The organism is Paenibacillus sp. J22R160, assembly GCF_059692135.1.
In genome coordinates, this window is sequence record NZ_JCAUAU010000017.1 from 68,989 (window position 1) to 88,812 (window position 19,824).

Below are 19,824 nucleotides of genomic sequence, written 5' to 3' on the forward strand. Positions count from 1 at the left end.
GTGAAAAGGCTATCTCAGGGTTCGGGTAGTTAATCTCCCCCTCTGAGATAGCCGCTAATTTACCAACCGAAGTCTAACGTTTTGCCAGTCTCCGCAAGTGTCTTAATATTGCTTAGAATCATCCACCAGCTTTCCCTTGTTCTCTCGAAGCTCGGGTGATTTGGTGTCCATTGATCATTGATGAGCGTCATTTTCGTGCAGCTGCCGACCGTCTCCAAGGTAAAGGTCATCCTCGACTCAAAATCTCCATGATTCGGGTTGTAGGAAGGACCAGCATGCTCGATACAGGAGAGAAGTTTCTCCGGTTCATAGGCCAGAATCGTGCCGTACACATGCACCGTTTCATCGCCGTCATTGCCGGGTCCTATGTATCTGAACTCAGAGCCAATCTCGAACGTAGACTCCAGCACGCTGCCGAAGAAAATTTTGCGCGTCCCCTCCGGAGTCACTAGAATATCCCACACTTCTTTGCAAGTTGCACCAATGTAAAATTCATATCTTAATTCCAATTTAAACTCACTCCCTCGTTATGTGTTAAGCTCATCATATAGGTTTGTACGTTCCGAGTATTGTAAAAACGCGACAAGGAGTGATTGACGTCATGTCAGACCTCATCAAGCCCAGTCTAGGAATCATGAATCTGCAACAAACTGCACAGAAATTTCAACTTTCCAGGCTTGCACCCTCGGACGATTTGGCCTTTTTCATTCGCCATTATTGGATTGTCCAGTGGGATTTAAGAGGCCAGGAGCCTTATATCCAGCACGTGATCCCGAATCCCTGCGTCAATCTGATCGTTGAACCCGGCCGAACGGCCATATACGGTCCGGGAAAAGAGAAATACGGCCACTACCTGGAGGGCCACGGATGCGTTTTTGGCGTGAAATTTAAGCCTGGCGGTTTCTATCCGTTCTTCAAGCAGTCAGTTTCCGGTATGCAAACCAGCCCGCTGAGCGTTCAGAGCGTATTTGATAATGTCGACACGCCCACGTTAGAGGCCGACATGTTTGCGCAGGAAGATGAACAGCAAATGGTTGCGCTAATCGAGCAAATGATTCGGCCCAAGCTGCCGGAACAAGATGCGCAGGTAGCTTTTATCAATGAAATCATTAATTATATTAACGAGCAGCCGGAGATCACGAAGGTAGACAGTCTCTGTGAGCACTTCCACGTGAACAAAAGGACGCTGCAGCGCCTTTTCGACCACTACGTAGGCGTTACGCCGAAGTGGGTCATTAAGCTGGCCCGCATCCAGAATGCGGCGGAGATGACGGATGTGAGCGTGAGGCCGAACTGGTCCAAGCTGTCGATGGATCTGGGCTATCACGATCAGTCGCATTTTATTAAGGATTTCAAGTCCATTATTGGCCAGACACCGGATGAATATGCCCGGCAGGCGCTGTAACATAGAGAAGAGCCGGCCCCTTGGAGGGGCTGGCTCTTCTTGGTGTTCTTGCTCTTCTTGCTTATCTGTACGCCATCGCTCAGTTAGATGGAAAATCTACCGTTAATCTGCGCGGCTCGGTGACAGGGAATGAAATAGCGGTAGAAACTCCAGCTAAATCGTAAGTCGTCACCCGAAATCTGCTGGAAATGGTGAAATTAGCGGTAGAAATTCCAGTTGATTTGCCAAAAGTGGATCAATTGCGGAAAATAGCAGGAGTAATCGGCGTTAATCACAAGTAGGCGGCCTACAAAAGCTCAATTCCCCCTGCGCGAGAAGCTGCGGTGAATCTTACGTACCGCAAACAGATACACGATGAGCGGTGTCGGCGCCTGAAGGATGCCCCAGATCCCCCAAAACCAAGGGTATCGAGCACTTCTTTTGCGTGCATCTATGAACAACCACGTGCTTTGCAAGAGCAGAATAAGGGCAAGGCCAATCCAAGCCCATAAAGGGAGTACATCCCAATTTTCACGATTCATGTGAATCCACCTGCTTTCGAAGGAGTAGCCAAGCTAGCGGCGCAATGATCGCCAAGGCTTGGAAGGTAACAAAGGTAACCGGTTGCGCAAAGCGCTATGCACCCTCGATTTGACGGTCCCTTCCGCGATGGCAAGGATTGTGCCGATTTCTTCGTAGGTGTAGCCATAGTAATGCTTGAGAATAACCGGAATGCGGCTTTCCTCCGGCATCTCAGCCAAAGTGTTCAGCACATCGGGCCAAGCCTCGTTCTGGCTTTCGGCATGCCACTGCATCTGACGCAGAGCCCCAGCCTGCTGCTGCTCCTGCCACTTCTTTTCGCGTTTGCGCGGCCTCGCCTGATCAATCATCAATCGAGTGGCTATCGTGATCAGCCAAGAGGAGAACTTGGATTTCGCGTTGTATAGCTGTATTTTTTCGATGCATCGAATCATGGTATCTTGCGTCAGGTCCTCCGCCATGGATGGATTCAGCGTTATTTTCAACAAATATTTGTAAACAAACTCATAATGCTGCTGTAACAGCCGGGACAGAGCGGTGCGATCTCCCCGCGTTGCCCGATCAAGTAAGTCTTGCTCTTCCAAGTCAAGGGTCACCCTCTCTGCCTGAATGCTTAGATAGTACGAACAATAAGGATCAATCGTTCACGGTGCACGAAACTTTATGTAAAATTATTTATTAGCTTACCACGCCGAAGAGCAGACATGTATAATGACAGTAGGCAAGCAAGTCAGTGTGTATGGAGGGCAATCTATTGAAACAAGGCATATTCGCAAGAGCAGGACTGTCACCGCAGGAGCTGGAAGAAGTTAGGGAACTATGGGAGGCTTGTAACAGCCATGACCATATTGAGATAAAGCTAAACTGGGGGACATTATCGGATCGTCCGCCAGGCGTGACGAATGACTTTTTATTTTACCGGGATGACCGGATTGTCGGTTTTTTGGCGATATATTGCTTTCTATCCACGGAAGTGGAAATTAGCGGAATGGTGCATCCAGAGGCGCGGAACCAGGGTATTTTTGGCGAGTTGGTCCAGACGGCACTGGAAACGTGCAGACGCAGAGGAGTACCGAAGGCGATTTTCATCAATGAGCGGGGATCGGCGAGCGGGAAAGCTTTTTTGACGAAGCTCGGCGCGGAATATCGTTTCTCCGAATACGTGATGGAGCTTGAAGAGGGGGCTGAAGGCGCGCCGCAAACCGGTGAACAACCGCTCACGCTGCGTTCCGCCAATGTGCAGGATACAGAGCTGCTCGTTCAACTTAATATGTCCGGCTTCAACATGTCGGAGGCTGATACGAGAGAATACGTTAACCAAACGATTTCCGGTGACAAAGAACGAACCTGGATCGCAGAGCTCGGGCAAGGTGAACAGCAAGAGCCGATTGGTAAAATCGGAGCCATGATTGGGGCAGATGCCAGCGGATTCATCTATGGCTTTTGCGTACTGCCGGAGCGTCGAGGCCACGGTTATGGACGCCAGATTTTGAGTCAGACCATCAAGGAGCTTAAGCAGAAGCATCAGGCGGGTATGATCAAGCTCGAAGTTTCCGTCGAAAATGAGAAGGCGCTGGGTCTGTATGAATCTTGCGGCTTTAGAACGAAGAACGCGAATGATTATTACGTGCTTATGGTAGGCCAAAACGAGTAAATAAAGAAGGATAGAGCGACAGCTGTAAACTGTTCTCTATCCTTTTTCATGTCTTGCGCCTAGGGGGCGGAACTACAGGGCGTTAATTCGTCGAAAATAGGCGGTTGAGCTAGTGTGAGGGAACTATGATCCGCTATTTCGCCATTTTATGCTGAAAATAGCGGATTAGGGTGAAATAAGAGCCTGCAGTTCCCTCAATCGCCAGAATCATCGCTTTTCGCCTAGATAGCGCCCTTTAGTTCCTCTATTAAGGGTCATTTCCCCTGACGGGCTGCATGGTTACCTCACAGTACCGCTAGGGCAGTTACCCTTGCTGATAAATGAGCTCCGAGGAACCGCTGATGATCGTACCTGTATTTTGCCCTGCACATATTTCTTTCATGGATCCGGGTTTGTCGAAATTGAACACATGGATGGGAATGTGATAATCCCGCGCCAGAATAAAGGCAGATTGATCCATGACCTTCAGATTGTGGTGGATGACGTCGTTGTAGTGGAGAGATTTGTATTGGAGGGCCTCTTTATGATGTTTAGGATCTTTGTCGAACACGCCGTCAACGCCCTGCTTCGCAACGAGGATGGCTTCACAGTTCACTTCGATAGCTCTTTGGACCGAAGGGTAGTCCGTCGTGACGAACGGCTGTCCATTGCCCCCTGCAAAAATAACGATGTACCCTTTTTCCAAATGATGAATGGCTCTAAGCCGAATAAAAGGCTCTGCCACGGAAGCGATCGGAATTGCCGTCATGACGCGTACTTCCGCGTCGGTCTTCGCCTTCAGCACACCGCGCAGCATCAAGCTGTTGATGACGGTAGCGAGAGTTCCGATATTGTCAGCCTCCGCTTTCTCAATGCCCCAGCTCTCGCCCATATTGCCGCGGAAAATATTGCCCCCGCCAATCACAAGACACACTTCAACACCTAGCTGAACGACTGTCATAATTTCATTGGCAATATGATCCAGTTGTTTAGGATCGAAACCGAACTCGCTTTCTCCCGCAACAGCCCCGCCGCTTAACTTAATGAGGACTCGTTTGTACCGCATATGGATCTCTCCTCCCTTGATACAATTGGTATCCCTATCCTTGTTTCAAAATCAACGCTGCCCGTTAAATAGGACAGCTTCTGAGCGAAAAAAAACACTAAAGCAGCGAATGCTTTAGTGTCTAATAGGAATGAGAAATAGGAGAAGATGCTGTTTCTGGTTGACCACAGGACCCTTCATACCCCTCACACCCTTCCGCTTATGATTAAAAGTTATTGTACACGAACTAAGTGGAAGATTGCAATTTCTGCGGAACTCGCATGTGCACGATGAGTCCGATAATGACTAGCAGCAGAAGCGAGCCAAGGGCGACGCGACTAGCCAAATTCCCCGTGGAGGCGAGCGCCAAGGTGATGGACCCGTACAGCGCAGGCCCAACAATGGAGGATACTTTGCCTGAGAAAGCGAATAGGCCGAAAAACTGGCCGCGCTTCTCCGCAGGCGTCAATTGCACGATCATCGTCCGAGACGTTACCCACATGGCGCCCATCGATACGCCATAGAGACTGCCGGCAACCCAGAACAGGCTTTGGCTGGTTGCTAAGGCTGCAATGGCAATCGCGACGATTAGAACGAAGGCAACAATGGTTACGGCTTTTTTAGGCCCGACATTGCGAGTGACATAGCCGAAGAGGAAAGAGCCGATAATGCTCGATACGGTCGAAACCAAGTAGAGCAGAATGAATTGCCCCGTTGTGAAACCCATCACCGTATTCGCATAAATCGCCATGACAGCTATTGCAGTGGCAATGGCATCGTTAAAGAAAAAGTAAGCAATCATGAACAGGAAAGCGGCACGATACTTTCGCGCCTCCTTGAATGTAGCCCAGATCTCGCGGTAGCCGCTTAGGAGCGATTTTTTCTCGCTAACCGGTTTTAGCGGCTTCTCTTTATAGAGAAACAGAATCGGCAGGGAGAATAGTAAGAACATAAGCGCGCTAGGAATAAACGTATTTTCAAAATGATTGCCATTAATTAAAGGGAAAACGACTAGGCCGACTAGCGTCCCTACATATCCAACGGCTACGCCTACACCGGAAATGATGGGGATCTCACGCTCGCTGCCCAAATCCGAAATCATGGAATCATAGAAGATTAAGCTGGAGTTATAAAAGAATTTGGCAACCATGAAGAAGAAAATCACACCTAGAATCGAGGTGTTAAGTCCCATCCACTGTTGATCGGTATGCCAGATGGCCGAAGCGCCCATGAGCAGCGTCGCCGCGATGGCAATCAAGGTAAAGGGGACAAGGTAGGCCTTCTTTTTGCCGGTACGATCAATCCATACCCCGAATAAAGGGGACAGCAGGACGAGAAATAAGCTGGATAAGGCATTGGAGTAAGTGATGAAGGTGCTGGCTATCTGATTCAGCTCTTCACTTTTTCCTAAAGTTTCTTTTAGATAAAAAGGGTAAAAGACCGTCACGATATTGGAGGAAAAGATGGTGTTTGCGAAATCGTACATGGCCCAGGCAAAAATCGGTAAGGAGAAAAACAGCGTCCAAGCGCTGCGTGGTTGCATGAGATTGGAAGCGGGTTCAAGCTTTGCCACCAGGGTCACCCTTTCCTATAGGAATGTATTCGGTTTTCACTAGTATATTGGCTGCCGGGCAGAGAAATCCCTGTCGGTTTACAATAAAAAAATCTCCCCGCCCCAAGTGAGAGGAGGAGAGATGTTAAATTAGCTAAGTAGAAATGAGGTGCTGCTAGGCGTCTGATGTTGGCTTCTTAATTTCAACCTCAATCATATCCATATTCTCCTTCATCTCAACCACGTCGATGCCGTTGCGCTGCAAGGTAGTAGAAAGAGAATCTTTGTCCTGAGCCGGGAATACGTACGCATTGCTTTTCTTATTATCGAGTAAATTTTTGGCTACCTGGACTAGACGCTCCATGGAGAAAGGTTTTTTGAGATATTTCTGAATTTCTTTCTCATGGAAATCATGCGGTTGATCCAGCGCTGTAGAGACAATAACCGGAGTCTGATAGTACATGGGATGTCTGGATAAGTCGGAAATGAAATCCCATCCGTTCTTTACGCCTTCAAGATGGATATCGACGATGAACAGAATCGGTTCACCTTTGCAGCGGTTCAAAGCGATAATCCCTTCTTCGGCAGAACGCAACTGAATGGAAGGAAGATCCAGTTTATTCAAGGCGATTTGTATAAGCTTGGCGAGGTCGTCATCATCTTCGAAAATAACGATTTTCCCCTCCATGGAAGATAGCTGATACTGATCAAATTCAATCCGGAAGGTAGTGCCGGCACCCATTTGAGATTCATAGGAGATCTGTCCGCTGTGCCCTTCCACAATCTCTTTCACAATGGCTAAGCCTAAGCCGGTTCCGCCGATTTGTCGGCGGTCCGAGTTATCGACACGGAAGAATTTGGAGAACATTTGACCATGCGCTTCCTCAGGAATGCCGAGCCCGTAGTCCTGTATGGCGGCAACAATTTTACCGTTCTCAGCAGATAAATAAATGTCAATGCGCTCCGCACCCGGAGAGTACTTAATCGCGTTGCTGATCAGATTGTGGAATACTTGCCGAATCCGATCCGCATCTGCCCGCACCCATAATTCCGGCTCCTGCTGATGGATGACGATACTGTGGTTCTGCTTATCCTGCCACTGATCAACGATATCCTGTACGGTCGGCACCAAATTGATGGGGGAGAAGTGATATAACTGCCGCCCGGACTCCATGCGCTGTAAATCAAGGAAATCATTGATTAAGTTCGAGAGGCGATGAGCTTCTTTATATATGGTTTCCATGTATTTCTTCTGTTTGTCTTGCGGCAGCTCGCGATGCAGCAGAATCTCTATGAAGCCAAGCACACTCGCCAAAGGAGTTCGCAGCTCATGAGAGACGATGGAAATGAACTCATTTTTCATTTCATCAACGCGCTCTTCTTCCGTCCGGTCACGGAAAACGAAGAGGTAACCCTGCTGCTCCGTATCTTCGCTGACGACAGTCGCATAAAGCTCGGCATGCTGGGGCTGATCATCGAGCACAAAGCCAAAGCGCTGTGTCAGATGCGTATGCGCGCCGTTAATCAGTGCCTCGATGGAAGAGGCTGCGCCGAAGAAGCTCGGCGTATCGGCAGCGATCGCGTGGCAGCTAGCCACCAAATTCTCGCCGATGCGTGCATTTAGGCCAAAATAGCGGCTCATCCGATGATTGGCGAAAAGAATGGTCCCCTCGGAGTCGCACATCATCATGCCTTCGTGCGCCGATTCCAAAATATTCTGAATCAAGTCGCGCTGTCCTTCAATTAACAGCTTCTCGGCGATTAGCTCGTCGTTCAATTCCGCCAAATGGGCGGCTTGCTTCACTCTCTCGTCATTCATCACTTGTGCAAAGAACTCCAAGCCGAACTGACGGACCAAGCCTTTCGTCAGGCGCTGGTTGTTCTCCTGGAACACGGAGCTTTGGTAGCTCGTCAGGAGCAGGAAGCCGATGACCGTCTGTTTGTCATCAAGAAGAGGAACGTAGTGATCGACGGCGTGCATCATCCCGCCATGTACACCCTTTTCATGCCCAGATACATCACGTGTGTGGACCAGATTCGTGCCTTCTTCAAAAACACGCCTAGCCGGTCCATATAATTCATTCTGATGAACCTGAATATGTTCCTTCGGATACCCGATAGAATGAATGACCTCGTAGGTGGAATCGCCATTGCCAGATTCACGTTTCATAACAACGAGAGCTGCGTCCTGCAGCAGGGAATTCAGTAGAGCAGGCAGCGTGTGCTTCAAGAAATCCTTGAGCTCCACGTAGCCGGTAAGCTTCTCTTGGTAGGAAGAAATCAGCTCCAGATCCTGTTCTCTTTCGGACAGCTTGGCCAAAGTAATCTGCTGCTCTTCCTGCTGTGCAATGATCTCCTCATTCTGCGTTTCGAGGCTTTCGGCCATATACCGATAGGTTTCCTCGCTTTTACGAAGCTCCTCTTCGGCATGAATAGCCCGGAATGAGATGAAGATAGACATCACGCCTGCGATGAGTGCAATAATGCCTCCAACCATGGTGATGGTACGAGAGGTTTGGCCGGCTTTGAGTGATGAATTGTAGGCGTCTTCTGTAATTTGCACAATCGTCTTCTCGATACTCGTATGGATGATACGGTAACGATCCATCATCGTTTTGCCTGAGGCAATCCGAGTTCTGGCCTCTTCCGTTTTACCCGCACGAATAAGTTCTAACTGGCTGTCAAAGAAGCGTTGCAGGTTGGTGATGGCCGGTATAGCTTGTGTATCCATGATGAGCTGGAGAGTCGGGTACTTTTTATCATAAATACGGATGTTGTCCAGATCTTCTTCCAGCTGTTTTTTGCCTGCGGTATATGGGTCCAAATATTGCTCATTGCCCGTTAACTCATAACCGCGAATGCTGGTTTCCTGATTGATCAGGTCGGTCAGCAGGCTGTTCGTCGTTTTGGAGATCGGAATGGCATCATTCACGATCGCATCGCTCTCACTTTCCATGTTACGGGAAGCAATATAGTTCGACACACTGACAAAAGCAAGTAATGCCACGATTAAAATAACGTATAGCATGGAGATTCGCGATCTCGTGAATGTTTTCATTGCCACTTGGTCACCTGGATTCTACATAGAATAATTGAATGGGATTTCGCTTAAAATTCGACAAGACTCAACAATATTCCTTTAAAAATCAATCATGTTATGTTTTCTTCCATGAATTCGTTGCAAGAAGCGACAATGTCGTTTACAATACTATACATTACGTAGTTTATGTGACATTTAAGAACATGAAGGTTTCACATGAGGAGGGCGCACACCGTGCAGGTTAAAGACAGCAGGATTCCGCTGAGACATGAAGTACGTCCATTCTTCCAGCCTATACTCTCTCTTCAGACGCAGGAAATCATCGGCTATGAGACGTTGGGAAGGCGAATTAGGGAGGATATTGTCGAAAGCTTGGGACCTTTTTTCAAAAATCCTGACATTCCGGAAGATGTGCAGCTTCTCATTGATCGACACTTAAGGGAGCGGGCTATTGAACAGCTTGCCTCTACGCAAGATGAAAGTTTATTATTTATTAACTTAAAGCCCTCATGGATCTATCGGACCTATAAACGCACAGGCGTGCTGCCGACGATTGAACTATTGCGGAAATATGATATAAATCCTGCGCGTATCGTGATTGAAGTTACCGAAGAAGAGTTCACAGGAAAGCTGCAGGAGCTTACCCAAATTGTAGAGTTATATCGGCAATTCGGCTGTATCATCGCGATAGACGATGTGGGCAGCGGGTTTAGCAACTTCGATCGCATCGCCAGTTTGCAGCCCAAAATATTGAAAATCGATCTTAATATACTGAAAAAAAGCGCGATTCATGCGGGTTACAAAGCCTTGATGCAATCTTTTTCCATCTTAGCGGCCCAAATGGGCGCGTCCCTGCTCGTGGAAGGCATTGAAACGAAGCAAGAACTGCACAGCGCGCTGCAAGTGGGTGCGAGGTATGTGCAAGGTTATCTCTTTTCCAAAGCAGAGCCGTATTTGCAGCATAAGGATGTTTTTAAACCCATGCTTAAAGAAGAGATGGGCCTCTTTAGCCAAGGGGAATTTCAGCGGAACAGTCATCTCTCTGCCATTCATCAAGGCTTGGAAGCACTCAGCCAATCGACCATTCGTATTGTGACGGCGGAAGACGCGGATCAGCTTATAGAGCATACGACCAATACCGTGACTGATAATTGTATACGGATCTACATATGCATGGAGGATGGCTATCAAATTTCTTCCAACTACATTCGCAAAGATAACGCTTGGAACCGAGAAGAGAGCTATCGCGGAGCGAACTGGACGTGGCGTCCGTATTTCATCTCCAGCATTCTCATGATGAACCTGCAAAAGCAAGGGATCTTATCGCAAATGTACACAGATCTAGATACCTCGCATCAGATTCAGACCTATTCCTGCACATTGGGTGATGGGTATTATTTGTTTTTGGATTTGCTGATATAGGCGCAAGTTACAAATATACGAAAAGGCTGTCCTCAAGGTAGATTGCTCTCCTTGAGGACAGCCTTTTGTGATTAATAGGGAAGAGCAGAGAGGCGACAGGGGAGTATAAGGTTCAGTGGGAATATAGCGGAGTATGACAGAGAACCAGATGAGGTGCATTAGAAGGACGACAGAAGAACAAGAGAAGGACAAGAGAAGGACAAGAGAAGGACCTCTCCTCTTCTAACCCTTTGTCTTCGTTGTATAAAGTACAACTTAAAGAAGAATTATGTTTTGTTATCCTGCAGTTCATTGTACAAAGTACAATCAATTTGATATATATCACTCGAAAACAGCGAATCCTAGCGCAGAACGTTGCGCTTTATGCAACATAGAGCCGAATAGAGGAACATTTACAGCAATATGATTGTACAAAGTACAACATAGAAAAGACCGTCAGGCATTTTGCACTTTGCCTAGACGGTCTTGTGTGGGCATGAGAATGGGAAGCAAGAAAAGACACATAAACTGCGTGGGCTTCTCCCTCACTGTTAAGGGTACTACAGGGCGCTATTTTACCGACAATAGCCATCTGAGCGAAAATCGGGGAACTATGATCCTCTATTTTGTCATTTTCGGTTAGAAAAGGGCTCATTTGGCTGAAATAAGGCCCCGTAGTTCCCCTAAACTGTGAAAACTCCATTTTTGGCCTAAATAGAGACCTGTAGTTCCCTTATACTGCCTCAAACTAGCGCCACACTGGGTCCACTCGGTTATGACTGCTGCTGCATCTACGTCGTTTACTGGACTACCGCGCATACGCATCTACCGCATCCTAAAGCACCCAGCTCAGCCGCGCCCACCTAAGCTTCGACCCACTCGCGCCGCAGCGAGAACAAGTCGCGCAGCTCGTCAGTCGACAGCTCGGTGATCCAGTTCTCGCCGGAGCCGACGATCTGCTGGCTGAGGCCGAGCTTGCGTTCGATCATCTCGTCGATGCGCTCTTCAAGCGTGCCGAGCGTGACGAACTTGTGCACCTGCACATGGCGCGTCTGCCCAATGCGGAAGGCGCGGTCCGTCGCTTGGTTCTCGACGGCGGGATTCCACCAGCGATCATAGTGGAACACATGATTCGCCGCCGTCAGATTCAGCCCGATGCCGCCGGCTTTCAGCGAAAGAATAAACACATTTCGCTTCTCATTTGCCGGCCGGTCATCGGTGTCTTGGAAGTGCGCGATCATCTCATCGCGCCCCGTTTTGGTTGTTCCTCCATGCAGGAACAACACGGTCTCGCCAAGCTCCTGCTGCAGCACATGCTGAAGCAGGTTGCCGGTCTCGACAAACTGCGTGAAGATCAAGCATTTGTCACCTTCCTGGCGCAGCTCCTGCACCATCTCAAGCAGGCGCTCCAGCTTGTTCGAGCGTCCGCTCCATGGGGCGGACAGCCCTTCCTTCAGCAGCAAGGCAGGGTGGTTGCACACCTGCTTGAGCTTCGTCAGCGCAGCGAGGATGAGCCCGCGCCGTTCCATCGCGGAGAGCGTATCCAGCCGGTCGAACATGTCTTGGATGTAGTTTTCGTACAACGAGCCTTGTTCGGCGGTGAGTGAGATGAACGTTTTGGATTCGTTCTTTTCCGGCAGATCCAGCTGAATAGCGGGATCTTTCTTCTCGCGGCGCAGCAGGAAAGGGCGGATCAACTTTTGAACCTTGTTGATAATCTCAGGATCGCGCGTCTTCTCGATCGCATTCACATAGCGATGCGTAAACTCGCGTACCGTGCCCAGATAACCGGGATTCGCGAAGTCGAAGATCGACCACAGCTCTGTGAGCCGATTCTCAATCGGAGTACCCGTCAAGGCAATGCGATGGAAACCATTCAAACGGCGAATCGCTGAGGCTTGCTTGGTATAAGCGTTTTTTATATTTTGCGCTTCGTCTAGACAGATGGAGTTCCAGGCGATTTCGCCTAACTCAGCTTCATCCAGATGAGACAGCGTATAGGAAGTTAACACTAAATCCACCTTGCCGACGGCTTGCGTGAAGGCATCTCCCTTGAACCGTTGAGGCCCGTAGTGCAGATGTACCTTGAGTGAAGGGGCGAAGCGCTTCAGCTCCATCTGCCAGTTGCCGAGGACTGAGGTTGGGCAGATCAACAGAGAAGGTTCAGCAGGCTGCTCGGTCTCTTTAACCGTCAGCAGGTAGGTGATCCACTGGATCGTTTTACCGAGACCCATATCATCGGCCAAACAGCCGCCAAGGCCGAAACGGCGCAAGAACAACAGCCAAGAGATGCCGTCCACCTGATAGTGGCGCAGCGAACCTTGGAAGCTCGGCGGCGGTTCCATGGTAGGAATCGCCGCCGTTTGCGTGAGCTGATCGACCATATGGCCCAACTGCTCGTTCAGCTCGACTTCCATCTCGATGTAACGCATCGCGTCGGGATCATCTTCCGAAGGCAGCAGTCCGGCTGCATCGCCAGCGAAGTGCAGCTCTAGCACATCGCGGAAAGAGAGGCCCTGCTTCTTCTGGACCTGCTTCATGATTTGCTCGACCTGCGCCATGAACTTCGGATCGAGCTGAATCCAATTGCCGCGAATCTGGATCAGCTTGCGTTTTTCTTCCAGCAGCAGACGGAATTCTTCCTCCGTCAGCTCCAGATCACCAACAGCCAGCTTCCAGTCGAACTGCATCAGCTGGGTCAGCCCGAACATGGTCTCCCGTCCTGAGCCGACGGAAGACTTGATCTTCGCGCGCAGCTTCGGCTTCATCTTGCGGATGCGCTCCCACCAGGCCGGCAGGAACACACTGGTCCCGGCCTCCACGAGCCGTACGCTTCCCTCTGCGAGGAAGCGCCATGCCTCTTCCTCCGTCAGCGTCTGACGGAGGGTGCCATCTCCCGCATCCAGCCAAGGCAGGATGCGCAGCCATTTGGTCGCGTCACGTTCGACGCGGCTCAGCTCTGGCTGCCACGCCTCCGGCAATGGCAGCTCGCCCGCCACCGGCTCGCCGGTTGGCGTCACCGTGCGCAGCACGTCCGGCGCAAGCCGGTCCTGCAGCAGCACGCGCAGCTGCCAGCCCGCGCCGTGCGCCAGGTCCGGCTCTGCGAGCTGCAAGCACGTGCGCATCGGCGACCGGTCTTGGCGCCAGCCGATGGCGACGAGCCAGTCTTCCTCGTCGAGCCAGAGATCAGAGGCGATTTCACCTCGCCGCATGAGCGGATACGCGGACTCCAGCTTGCGCAGATTGTCCTTCATAATGCCGTCCGCGTCCACCCATTCGGGGATGAGCGCGTGAATCCAGCGGGAAACGGCCGGTGATTCCAGAGCCTGCAAAGCCTCCGGAAGCTGCAGCTTCCAGCCAATTTCGCCAGCCTTCCATTTCTCGTAATCCGGCATGAAGCTTCCGGAGGCTAATGCTTCGCGAACCGCAGGCGCTAAGCTGATGAAATCCGCGGAGTCCTGATGCCAGCTTAGCTGTAGATGCTGCACAGGCTGTGGATCGCTGAAGTAATCGAGCGCTTCAAGTGGCTGCAGCTCAATGCCTTCGCGATTTTGCCATTCGCTTGGTTCCATGAAGGTGCCATAGAAGGAAGCGCGGTGCCAGGCAAAGAGCATATTTTTCAAATCAAGGGCGTCCCAAATGCCGCCGTTCTCGCGGGATCCCCATAGAAACAAGGAGCCGCTGGGGAGGGAGCTTACATGAACCGTCAGCGCGCTGGTTTCGATCATCGAATCCATTTTCCTTTCTTGAGCTCTTCTTGGAAGGCACGCAAGCGTGAGAATTTATCCGCTAAACGATACACATAGTGCTCCCAGCGATCGTTCTGGCCTAATTGTTTGTAAATGCTGTGCAGCTTCTTCAGAAGTCGGACAGCCGTTTTGTAGGAAGCTCTATTTTTCTCCAAAACCGCACGTTCCGCCGCTTGATGATACAGTGGAAGGAGCAAAGCCGCATCGTGTTCTTCAATCGCTTTCAGCTCCAGCGTGTATAGATTCAGTGGCGAAATACGGTTCGCTAGCTGCAAATCCACCCATTGCCGATACCTTTTGGTCTGCAGCAAATAGGCTGTGTAATAGTAATAGGAGCGAGGCAGCAGGGATTCCATGACCTGTACCCATTCGCTGTCGGAATCCAGGTGCTTAGTGGTGTCAAGCCAATATTGGCAAAAGGTCCGGAAATCATCGTGATTGGCCTGTGCAATCGACTTGAACAACCAGCGGAGCCAGACCAGCATATCATTCCACTGCTTATCGTTGTAATAATAATTCAGGTACAGGAAGTAATCCTTCGCATGGGGATGAGCCAAGAGCTCAAGCAGCTTGAAGGCACTGTCCGTATCACCCTGAATAATGTGAAAATGAGCTCTAGCCGCAATCAGCGCATCCTTCTTCTTAGCAAGCTGGTCCTTTTTGGACAGAAGGGCATCGAGACGTTGAATCTCCTCTTTCTGCGCGGATTTCTGGGCTGACAGCTTCCACCAGATGAACCGATACACGAAAAGCCAGTCAATCGGGCTGTCTTTCCCTTGCAGCGCGAATTCACCGAGCATTTTGAGCGTTGCCATCATGTGTTTGGGTTCAGCCGCGAAGGAGGCGTTCAGATCCATCCCTTGGGCAAGCTGGGTAAGCTTATCCTCGCAGTTTTTTGCGGCGATTTTGCACCCGTTTTCGTGGTAATAAGACAAATAGGAGCTTTTGGTTTCTTGATAAAATTGTTCGATCTTACGCATCATGAAAAGTACGATATGAAGCATATAGATTTCGCGCATCGAGCTTTTCCACTCAGCTGCAAAACCTGGAAGAGACTCTAACGCAGAGTCATAAAACGTTTCAATGGAGTGCTGATGCGAGATCGAGAACCCATGAAATCTTCCTTCGAAAAAACGATGCCAATCAGCAGGCAAAGCCGCTTCTTCGGGTTTATTGGCCTTGGCGGCTTCCTTGCGTTCCTGTGCTGGGGAAGTACCCCGCAGTGGTTTCTTGCGAGCGAATATTTGTTGCTTTAACTGTTGCAGCAGTAGTTCCGGCCGCCCATAAGGGGCATATAAGCTGAAGAACGTAGCACCGATATGCTGGCAAAAGCCATCGAAGGAGCAGCTGCATGAGCTGTCCTGAAAATGTTCTAAATTGACCGTCGTGTTGTGCAGTCTCTTGCCTGCAACTGTCGACTGAATGCTTGTGCCCTTCAGATCGACATCCGCCACACGACCTTTATGATAGTACTCCCACCCCTGCTCCAGTACGGCAGCATCGAAATGCAGCGGGATTTGCTTAATTAGGTAGTTCATTCGATTTTTGGGAATCTGCAGTTTCAGCATGTGTGCTTTCCTACCCTCCGAGCGGTACATTCCTTCTTCCATAGTAACAGATTTTTTCCGAAATTGCCCATTTCCACAGTTTATGCCAAAGGGTATTTTTTTATCCGGGGTAAAAACGGTTAACCCTGCATTCCTGCCTATAATATGATAAAGTGAAGCTAGAAGGTTAGCTACCGAAGGGAGACATTACAATGGGCATAAAATTCGGAAGAGAATATAAGGATATTGTCACTGATTTCGTACGCGGCATTGAGATGGTTAACGGCTTCTATGAGCTGCTAGATATGAGTGCGGACGACTGGCAGGGACTTGAGCAGGATGAACAGGAAGAGTGCCTGCGTACGCTGGCTGACGATATTTTTTACGGATTAGGCAACAGTCCTGTGATGCAAATCGGCGCAGGCTCGGTTCGCCATGATCCGAGTAATCACGTGTTGAAGGTGCACGACGGGGAAAAGCTGGTTTCCGTCATTTATTTGGTCTGATTTTTGAGTGAGCTATAGAAAGGTGTATAAAAGCTATGCTGGATGGGGCAAGGAAGGTTTTACAACAAGTATACGGATACCCCGAATTCCGCGAGGGGCAGAAAAATATTATTACCAACCTGCTTGAGGGGAAAGATACGCTTGGCATTATGCCGACGGGCGGCGGTAAGTCGATCTGCTATCAGGTTCCTGCGATGCTGATGGAGGGTGTGACCCTCGTCATCTCCCCGCTAATTTCCCTGATGAAGGACCAGGTAGATGCTCTCGGCGTGCTAGGAGTTCCAGCGACGTTCATTAACAGTACGCTGGAAGCCAGAGAAGTGGAACAGCGGATGCAAGGCGCGATGCAGGGCAAATATAAGCTGCTGTATATCGCGCCCGAGCGGCTGGAGTCAGAGCGGTTCCGCGCGCGGATGTCGGCGCTGAATCTGCCCTTTGTGGCCATTGATGAGGCGCACTGCGTATCCCAATGGGGCCATGATTTCCGGCCCAGCTATGTCTCTATTGCTCCCTTTATTCGCGAGCTTCCGAATCGTCCGATCGTAGCGGCCTTTACCGCTACAGCGACAGCCGAGGTGACCGCAGATATTGCAAGGCTGCTGGACCTGTCAGAGGCGGGCATCTTCGTGAACGGCTTCTCACGGGATAATTTGGAGCTGACGATTCTTAGAGGAGAGAATAAGCGGGATTACATTCACAATTACGTGAAAGAGCATACGCACCAACCGGGTATTATCTATGCTGCCACCCGCAAGGATGTGGAGGAGCTGTACGAGTCTTTGCGGAAAAAAGGCTACGCCGCAGGCAAGTACCACGCCGGTTTAACGGACGATGAGCGCTCCTACATGCAGGAAGCTTTTCTCTATGATGACATTCGGGTAATGATTGCCACGAATGCCTTCGGGATGGGGATCGATAAGTCGAACGTGCGCTATGTCATTCACTACAATATGCCGAAAAATATGGAGGCTTATTACCAAGAGGCTGGTCGCGCAGGACGTGACGGGGAGCCGAGCGAATGCATTCTGCTGTTTAGCGCGCAAGATATTATGACGCAGAAGTTCCTCATTGAGCAGAACCAGCTTTCGCCTGAGCGCAAAGCAAATGAGTACAAAAAGCTGCAGACGATGATCGATTACTGCTATTCGCCAAGATGTCTGCGGAACGTCATTCTGCACTATTTTGATGAAACCAATATCAAAGACACCTGCGGCAACTGCAGCTCCTGCAAAGACGACCGCGATACCGTGGATATTACCGTTGAAGCGCAGAAAATCTTCTCCTGCATCCGTCGCATGAACGAACGTTTCGGGATTTCGATGGTTGCGTCTGTCCTCAAGGGCTCGAAGGCGAAGAAAATTGTCGAATATCGGTTCGATCGATTGCCGACGCATGGCATTATGCGGGATCTGCCGGAAAAAGAGATTTCCGATCTGATCAATGTATTGATCTCGGAAGGATTCTTGCAGTTGTCCGAGGGCCAGTACCCGGTGGTTAGGTTAATGCAGCCTGCAGCGGAGGTGCTTCAAGGGAAGCTGCCTGTATACCAAAAGGTGCGCAAACAGCAGGTCAAAGCCGCTGCTATCGACAATACCTTGTTCGAGCAGCTGCGTCTGCTTCGCCGGGAAATTGCTGCACGCGAGAAAGTGCCGCCGTATATTATTTTCTCTGACAGTACGCTTCGTGAGATGAGTGAAAGCTGCCCGACCTCGGAATCCGCCATGCTGCGGATCAAAGGTGTCGGTGAAGTCAAATACCGCAACTACGGGAAGCCCTTCCTTGATCTGCTTCGCACGTATGCGGGAGAGAGCGAGACAGAGGCTGTCGCTTATGATTTTGAGTAAGGCTGGAAGGAGTGGAAGTGCGTGAAGCTTGAGATTAGTGACATTGATCAGAGGCTCGGGACGCTCACCGGTTGGACGACAGACGATCATAAATGGATCATGCGGAAATACCGTTTTGCGGAATTCATGCAGGGCATTACCTTTGTGAATCATGTCGCGCGTATCGCTGAAGCTGATAACCACCATCCCATGATTGCCATCGATTACAAAATGGTTACACTGCGGCTAACGTCTTGGCATGCAGGCGGGTTGACAGAGCTTGATTTTCAATCGGCTGCTAAGTTTGATCAAGCTTTTGAAGAGGTTTCTGCGGGTGCTGGGGGCGCTTAATTGCGTGAGATCTCGTCGTATACCATGCAATGAAAATTCGACATGCCCGTAGGCGTCTGTTTTTCATATGTGTCCGTGATGGTAAAGCCGGCACGCTCATAAGTACGGATTGCGCGCTCATTCCAAGCGAGCACTTCAAGGTCGATCTCTTGCCCAGGGGCGTGCCTCAGAGCTTCACGGGTAAGGAGCTGCACGAATTGGACGCCAATTCCGCTTCCTTTTCCGCAGAGATCTGGACGGAGTCCCAGACCTAAGCGCGTGACGCCGACAATCGGGAAGAACTGAACGAAGCCGGATAGTACGCCATTGGTATCGACGACGGCTCGGTACTGTTCAGCCCGAATGTGCGGGTCAGCGAATTCGGCTTGCTCCCGGAGCATGGTTTTCCAAGATGGCCAATTGTATAGCTCATAGGGAGACGGATATTTCCACGTACACAACTCCTCGCATTGCGCGTTAGTTAGCGGTACAACTCGCCAGGGTAAGCTTGCATTTACCACGTTTATTATCACCTTTTCATTTATTGGTTGGAGGATCGCATGGGTTGGCTTGTACATATTCCAATTACTACATGTATTCTGTTTTCTATGCTCATGTTGGGCTTACATACATTTCGGATTTCTGTGAATAAGAAATGGCCGCTTGTGCTCATCTTCACTTTTGGTATCTCCTGTCTGGTCGAGCTATTTACGTTCGTAGTGGACACGAAATCTTGGAGTCCTATGCTTGCTATTGTACTAGAAGCCATCTGCGTTCACTATTTATTACGATTGCGCAAGCTTCATGCGCTTATGATTGTATTGCTTGGGGCGGTTGGCTATACGATTTATTTAGCCATTGTATTATTTACTGTATCGGTAGTAACGGATGTTCCCGTTTACGACTATTTTGACAGGCTGGACTCCTGGTATCGTCCTCTGAAAATCTATGCTGCACTGCTTGCGTGCCTGACGGCATTGCTCTTGAACAAAAACCGGTTAGGTTTTACGATGCGTCTTGAGCGACATGCCAAGTATGCTAATCAAGCGTGGCGTCCCCGGAATCATGTGTTTTTTCCCGCTCTTTTAACTGCTTTTGTTTTATTCTCTTCCGCTTATTATGGGGTATCTATGCATGTGACGTCCATTTTCTATTGGGCTGCAGGGTTTTGCCTAGTGTTAGCCTGGCTGATTTACCTGCTGTACCGCAAGGAGATGGATGAGCAGTGAAAGACAGATTTTGGGTACAATAAAGATAACGATTTTATTTGGATG

General features: G+C 49.8%; 17 protein-coding genes. 8 read left to right on the forward strand and 9 right to left on the reverse strand.

All coding sequences use genetic code 11. The annotated features are described in order from the left end of the window. Window positions 1–59: 59 nt before the first annotated feature. Complete coding sequence (locus tag AC58UW_RS25410; protein WP_497423365.1) at window positions 60–509, reverse strand: SRPBCC domain-containing protein; 450 nt, start codon at window positions 507–509, stop codon at window positions 60–62. Window positions 510–601: 92 nt separating this feature from the next. Here AC58UW_RS25410 and AC58UW_RS25415 point away from each other — a divergent pair, with 92 nt between their 5' ends. Both AC58UW_RS25415 and AC58UW_RS25420 read left to right on the forward strand, forming a co-directional pair. Next, entirely contained in the window at window positions 602–1,405 is an 804-nt protein-coding gene (locus tag AC58UW_RS25415; protein WP_497423366.1) for a DUF6597 domain-containing transcriptional factor, read from the forward strand. A 20-nt stretch (window positions 1,406–1,425) separates the two neighbouring features. Further along, entirely contained in the window at window positions 1,426–1,569 is a 144-nt protein-coding gene (locus AC58UW_RS25420; protein ID WP_497423367.1) for a hypothetical protein, read from the forward strand. 132 nt (window positions 1,570–1,701) lie between these two features. Here the strand turns inward: AC58UW_RS25420 and AC58UW_RS25425 are convergent, their stop codons facing one another. Both AC58UW_RS25425 and sigY read right to left on the reverse strand, forming a co-directional pair. Further along, window positions 1,702–1,926 carry a sigmaY antisigma factor component gene (locus AC58UW_RS25425; protein WP_497423368.1) on the reverse strand — a complete coding sequence of 75 codons (225 nt, stop codon included), beginning with the start codon at window positions 1,924–1,926 and terminating at the stop codon, window positions 1,702–1,704. 33 nt (window positions 1,927–1,959) lie between these two features. Then, complete coding sequence (sigY, locus tag AC58UW_RS25430; RefSeq protein ID WP_497423369.1) at window positions 1,960–2,520, reverse strand: RNA polymerase sigma factor SigY; 561 nt, start codon at window positions 2,518–2,520, stop codon at window positions 1,960–1,962. 158 nt (window positions 2,521–2,678) lie between these two features. On the opposite strand from sigY, the gene AC58UW_RS25435 reads away from it, so the two are divergent. Next, on the forward strand, window positions 2,679–3,578 hold the full coding sequence (locus AC58UW_RS25435; protein WP_497423370.1) for a GNAT family N-acetyltransferase: 900 nt from the start codon (window positions 2,679–2,681) through the stop codon (window positions 3,576–3,578). Window positions 3,579–3,882: 304 nt separating this feature from the next. On the opposite strand, the gene pyrH is transcribed toward AC58UW_RS25435, so the two are convergent. From pyrH to AC58UW_RS25450, 3 genes are all read right to left on the reverse strand, one after another. Continuing rightward, window positions 3,883–4,623: a UMP kinase gene (gene pyrH / locus AC58UW_RS25440; protein WP_127456781.1), complete on the reverse strand. Its 741-nt coding sequence runs from the start codon at window positions 4,621–4,623 to the stop codon at window positions 3,883–3,885. 226 nt (window positions 4,624–4,849) lie between these two features. Continuing rightward, window positions 4,850–6,145, reverse strand: a complete 1,296-nt coding sequence (locus AC58UW_RS25445) for an MFS transporter (protein ID WP_497423417.1) — start codon at window positions 6,143–6,145, stop codon at window positions 4,850–4,852. Between the two features lie 184 nt (window positions 6,146–6,329). Beyond that, window positions 6,330–9,212, reverse strand: coding sequence for an ATP-binding protein (locus tag AC58UW_RS25450; protein ID WP_497423371.1), 2,883 nt, complete (start codon window positions 9,210–9,212; stop codon window positions 6,330–6,332). 216 nt (window positions 9,213–9,428) lie between these two features. On the opposite strand from AC58UW_RS25450, the gene AC58UW_RS25455 reads away from it, so the two are divergent. Further along, on the forward strand, window positions 9,429–10,616 hold the full coding sequence (locus AC58UW_RS25455) for an EAL domain-containing protein (protein WP_497423372.1): 1,188 nt from the start codon (window positions 9,429–9,431) through the stop codon (window positions 10,614–10,616). 842 nt (window positions 10,617–11,458) lie between these two features. Here AC58UW_RS25455 and AC58UW_RS25460 read toward each other — a convergent pair. Then, window positions 11,459–14,332, reverse strand: a complete 2,874-nt coding sequence (locus AC58UW_RS25460; RefSeq protein WP_497423373.1) for a DEAD/DEAH box helicase — start codon at window positions 14,330–14,332, stop codon at window positions 11,459–11,461. Beyond that, the gene (locus tag AC58UW_RS25465) at window positions 14,320–15,912 is read right to left on the reverse strand and encodes an SWIM zinc finger family protein (RefSeq protein WP_497423374.1); all 1,593 of its coding nucleotides are present in this window, start codon (window positions 15,910–15,912) and stop codon (window positions 14,320–14,322) included. Before AC58UW_RS25465 ends, AC58UW_RS25460 begins: the two co-directional genes overlap by 13 nt. Before the next feature lie 191 nt (window positions 15,913–16,103). Between AC58UW_RS25465 and AC58UW_RS25470 the strand changes: the two genes are divergently transcribed. From AC58UW_RS25470 to AC58UW_RS25480, 3 genes are read left to right on the forward strand one after another with little or no spacing between them, the layout of a single operon-like run. Beyond that, window positions 16,104–16,397: a hypothetical protein gene (locus tag AC58UW_RS25470; protein ID WP_497423375.1), complete on the forward strand. Its 294-nt coding sequence runs from the start codon at window positions 16,104–16,106 to the stop codon at window positions 16,395–16,397. A gap of 35 nt (window positions 16,398–16,432) precedes the next feature. Then, window positions 16,433–18,241, forward strand: coding sequence for a DNA helicase RecQ (gene recQ / locus AC58UW_RS25475; protein WP_497423376.1), 1,809 nt, complete (start codon window positions 16,433–16,435; stop codon window positions 18,239–18,241). A gap of 21 nt (window positions 18,242–18,262) precedes the next feature. Continuing rightward, on the forward strand, window positions 18,263–18,571 hold the full coding sequence (locus AC58UW_RS25480) for a 4a-hydroxytetrahydrobiopterin dehydratase (RefSeq protein ID WP_497423377.1): 309 nt from the start codon (window positions 18,263–18,265) through the stop codon (window positions 18,569–18,571). Here the strand turns inward: AC58UW_RS25480 and AC58UW_RS25485 are convergent. Further along, on the reverse strand, window positions 18,568–19,071 hold the full coding sequence (locus AC58UW_RS25485; RefSeq protein ID WP_497423378.1) for a GNAT family N-acetyltransferase: 504 nt from the start codon (window positions 19,069–19,071) through the stop codon (window positions 18,568–18,570). The two genes, AC58UW_RS25480 and AC58UW_RS25485, sit on opposite strands and share 4 nt — an antisense overlap. A gap of 39 nt (window positions 19,072–19,110) precedes the next feature. Between AC58UW_RS25485 and AC58UW_RS25490 the strand changes: the two genes are divergently transcribed. Further along, a complete protein-coding gene (locus AC58UW_RS25490) occupies window positions 19,111–19,779 on the forward strand; it encodes a hypothetical protein (RefSeq protein ID WP_497423379.1) in 669 nt (222 codons plus the stop codon). Window positions 19,780–19,824: the final 45 nt, after the last annotated feature.

Bases quoted from the DNA above. Each gene is read 5' to 3' on its own strand.
- AC58UW_RS25490 (WP_497423379.1), top strand. From the start codon at position 19,111: ATGGGTTGGCTTGTACATATTCCAATTACTACATGTATTCTGTTTTCT.
- AC58UW_RS25460 (WP_497423373.1), bottom strand. From the start codon at position 14,332: ATGGATTCGATGATCGAAACCAGCGCGCTGACGGTTCATGTAAGCTCC.
- AC58UW_RS25470 (WP_497423375.1), top strand. From the start codon at position 16,104: ATGGGCATAAAATTCGGAAGAGAATATAAGGATATTGTCACTGATTTC.
- recQ (WP_497423376.1), top strand. From the start codon at position 16,433: ATGCTGGATGGGGCAAGGAAGGTTTTACAACAAGTATACGGATACCCC.
- AC58UW_RS25415 (WP_497423366.1), top strand. From the start codon at position 602: ATGTCAGACCTCATCAAGCCCAGTCTAGGAATCATGAATCTGCAACAA.
- AC58UW_RS25465 (WP_497423374.1), bottom strand. From the start codon at position 15,912: ATGCTGAAACTGCAGATTCCCAAAAATCGAATGAACTACCTAATTAAG.
- AC58UW_RS25425 (WP_497423368.1), bottom strand. From the start codon at position 1,926: ATGAATCGTGAAAATTGGGATGTACTCCCTTTATGGGCTTGGATTGGC.
- AC58UW_RS25450 (WP_497423371.1), bottom strand. From the start codon at position 9,212: ATGAAAACATTCACGAGATCGCGAATCTCCATGCTATACGTTATTTTA.
- pyrH (WP_127456781.1), bottom strand. From the start codon at position 4,623: ATGCGGTACAAACGAGTCCTCATTAAGTTAAGCGGCGGGGCTGTTGCG.
- AC58UW_RS25445 (WP_497423417.1), bottom strand. From the start codon at position 6,145: ATGCAACCACGCAGCGCTTGGACGCTGTTTTTCTCCTTACCGATTTTT.